This window comes from Aliifodinibius sp. S!AR15-10 (assembly GCF_031569985.1).
In the GTDB taxonomy this organism is placed as follows: domain Bacteria; phylum Bacteroidota; class Rhodothermia; order Balneolales; family Balneolaceae; genus JAMQKA01.
Genome location: NZ_JAMQKA010000105.1, coordinates 1 through 1,739, shown reverse-complemented (window position 1 = coordinate 1,739; position 1,739 = coordinate 1). Strand labels below are relative to the sequence as shown.

2 protein-coding genes and 1 pseudogene are annotated in these 1,739 nt (G+C 41.3%); 1 reads left to right on the top strand and 2 read right to left on the bottom strand.

All coding sequences use genetic code 11. The features are described 5' to 3' along the window. Nucleotides 1-115: 115 nt before the first annotated feature. A complete protein-coding gene (locus NC796_RS26500; RefSeq protein ID WP_310688899.1) occupies nucleotides 116-667 on the bottom strand; it encodes a dihydrofolate reductase family protein in 552 nt (183 codons plus the stop codon). Nucleotides 668-967: 300 nt separating this feature from the next. Beyond that, complete coding sequence (locus NC796_RS26495; RefSeq protein WP_310688455.1) at nucleotides 968-1,192, bottom strand: hypothetical protein; 225 nt, start codon at nucleotides 1,190-1,192, stop codon at nucleotides 968-970. Nucleotides 1,193-1,497: 305 nt separating this feature from the next. Between NC796_RS26495 and NC796_RS26490 the strand changes: the two are divergent. Beyond that, nucleotides 1,498-1,695 (top strand): annotated as a pseudogene (locus NC796_RS26490) (IS110 family transposase); the annotation flags it as partial. Nucleotides 1,696-1,739 lie beyond the last annotated feature (44 nt).

Below are 1,739 nucleotides of genomic sequence, written 5' to 3'. Positions count from 1 at the left end.
GGCTTTGAGGTCATGCATACGCAGGGTGTTTTTATGAAGATTAACACTCCTAAGATATTGATTATCAAGCGTTTGCATGGCCTTTCTTATTTTAAAATTGTTAAAAATCTAACCCCTAAACGCGTTTCTTATATTTTAGAACTACACCACCTGTCGAAAGCTGTTGGGTAGAAACAAGAGATAACTTTTTAGAAGATATCCCTTTTCTGAACAAAGGTCGTCCACTGCTCAAAATAACCGGAGCAATTCCGATACGATATTCATCAAACAAATCATCGTTTATAAAAGTCTCGGAAAGGTTTGCACTGCCGAATACATACATATCTCTGCCGCCTTGTGCTTTAAGCTTTTTGATTTCGGCAGAAGCATTTTCCTTAATTATCGTAGAGTTATTCCAATCAGCGGTTTTCAACGTTTTAGAAAAAACAAGTTTGGGGATTTTATTCATAAGGTCGGCAATTTCTCCTTCTGCTTTTGTCCAATGAGCTGCCATACCCTCATAGGTCACACGTCCAAAAACGAGATAATCTGCTGAATTTAATTGTTCAATACTAAGTTTCTCAAGTTCTTCTCCCCAAACTATTTCATGAAAAGGTAGCTCCCAATTTTGGTTACCTTCAAAATAACCATCAAGGGTAATGATATTCCACATTATTAATTTTCTCATAATCTGTCGCCGTTTAATTTAATAATTGATTAATTATAATCTGCTACCGGTATTATATAAACTGGATAGGTTATTCTCGCGATGAAAATGCGACATTATCACAGGGCAATTATGACAAAGCAATAATTATGAATTATAAATGCTAAGCCATATAACGGCCTTGCGCTTAACGTGCGCGCGAAGTAGCGGTAATTCAATTTTTAGTTTACGAGTTGGCTCTGGGAAATCAAAACGGGCAGGCCCGGGCGAGGCGCGTCCCGTTGAAGCGCCGGTTATGCGATTTGATTGAATTACAGGTAATTAGCTTCCGATTACAACCATCATCCAAACTCCAAATAAGAGAAATGCAATGAGTATTAGACGTAAAGCCTGCCAGAAGGTGATTTGATTTAATCCAAATACGTCAGGCATAGTGATATTCCAGAGCCAACGTAATAAAGCCGGAATTAATGATAAAAAAAGGATCACTGCTACCAAGATTACAAGTATCTCAACGAGTCCAAAAGATGCCATTTTTCCCTCCATTGTAAAGTTGATTTTAATTTTTACTGTACCTGACACATATTAGATAGCCGAATTACCGTGTTATCCCATACGTGCCTTTGGCATAACGATCTTGCGCATAACCGGCGCACGAATTATTGTTGAGTTAGCAACTAACGAAAGAAGAGACTTAAAACCAAGAGCGGCCCCGACGCATCGCGGGCGAGGCGCGTCCCGTTGAGGCGCTTGATATTATTCATGGCCTCCTCCCGGAGCCGTAGATTACGGTTCTGGACAACCCTAACAAACCCAAGAGCCTGTCCCGAACCCTTTCGGGAAGGAAAGCCATGAAAGTCTATAATAAACAACACTCATATTACTGCGGAATCGACCTGCATGCAAGAAGCATGTACGTGTGCATCCTGGACGGGACTGGAACCGTCGTCTATCACAAAAATATGTCCTGCACTCCGGAGCGCTTTTTAAAAGCGATTACTCCTTTCCGCGAAGATCTCGTCGTTGGGGTCGAATGCATCTTCTGCTGGTAGGGGCTGGCGGACCTGTGTGAGGCTGAAGACATCGACTTTGT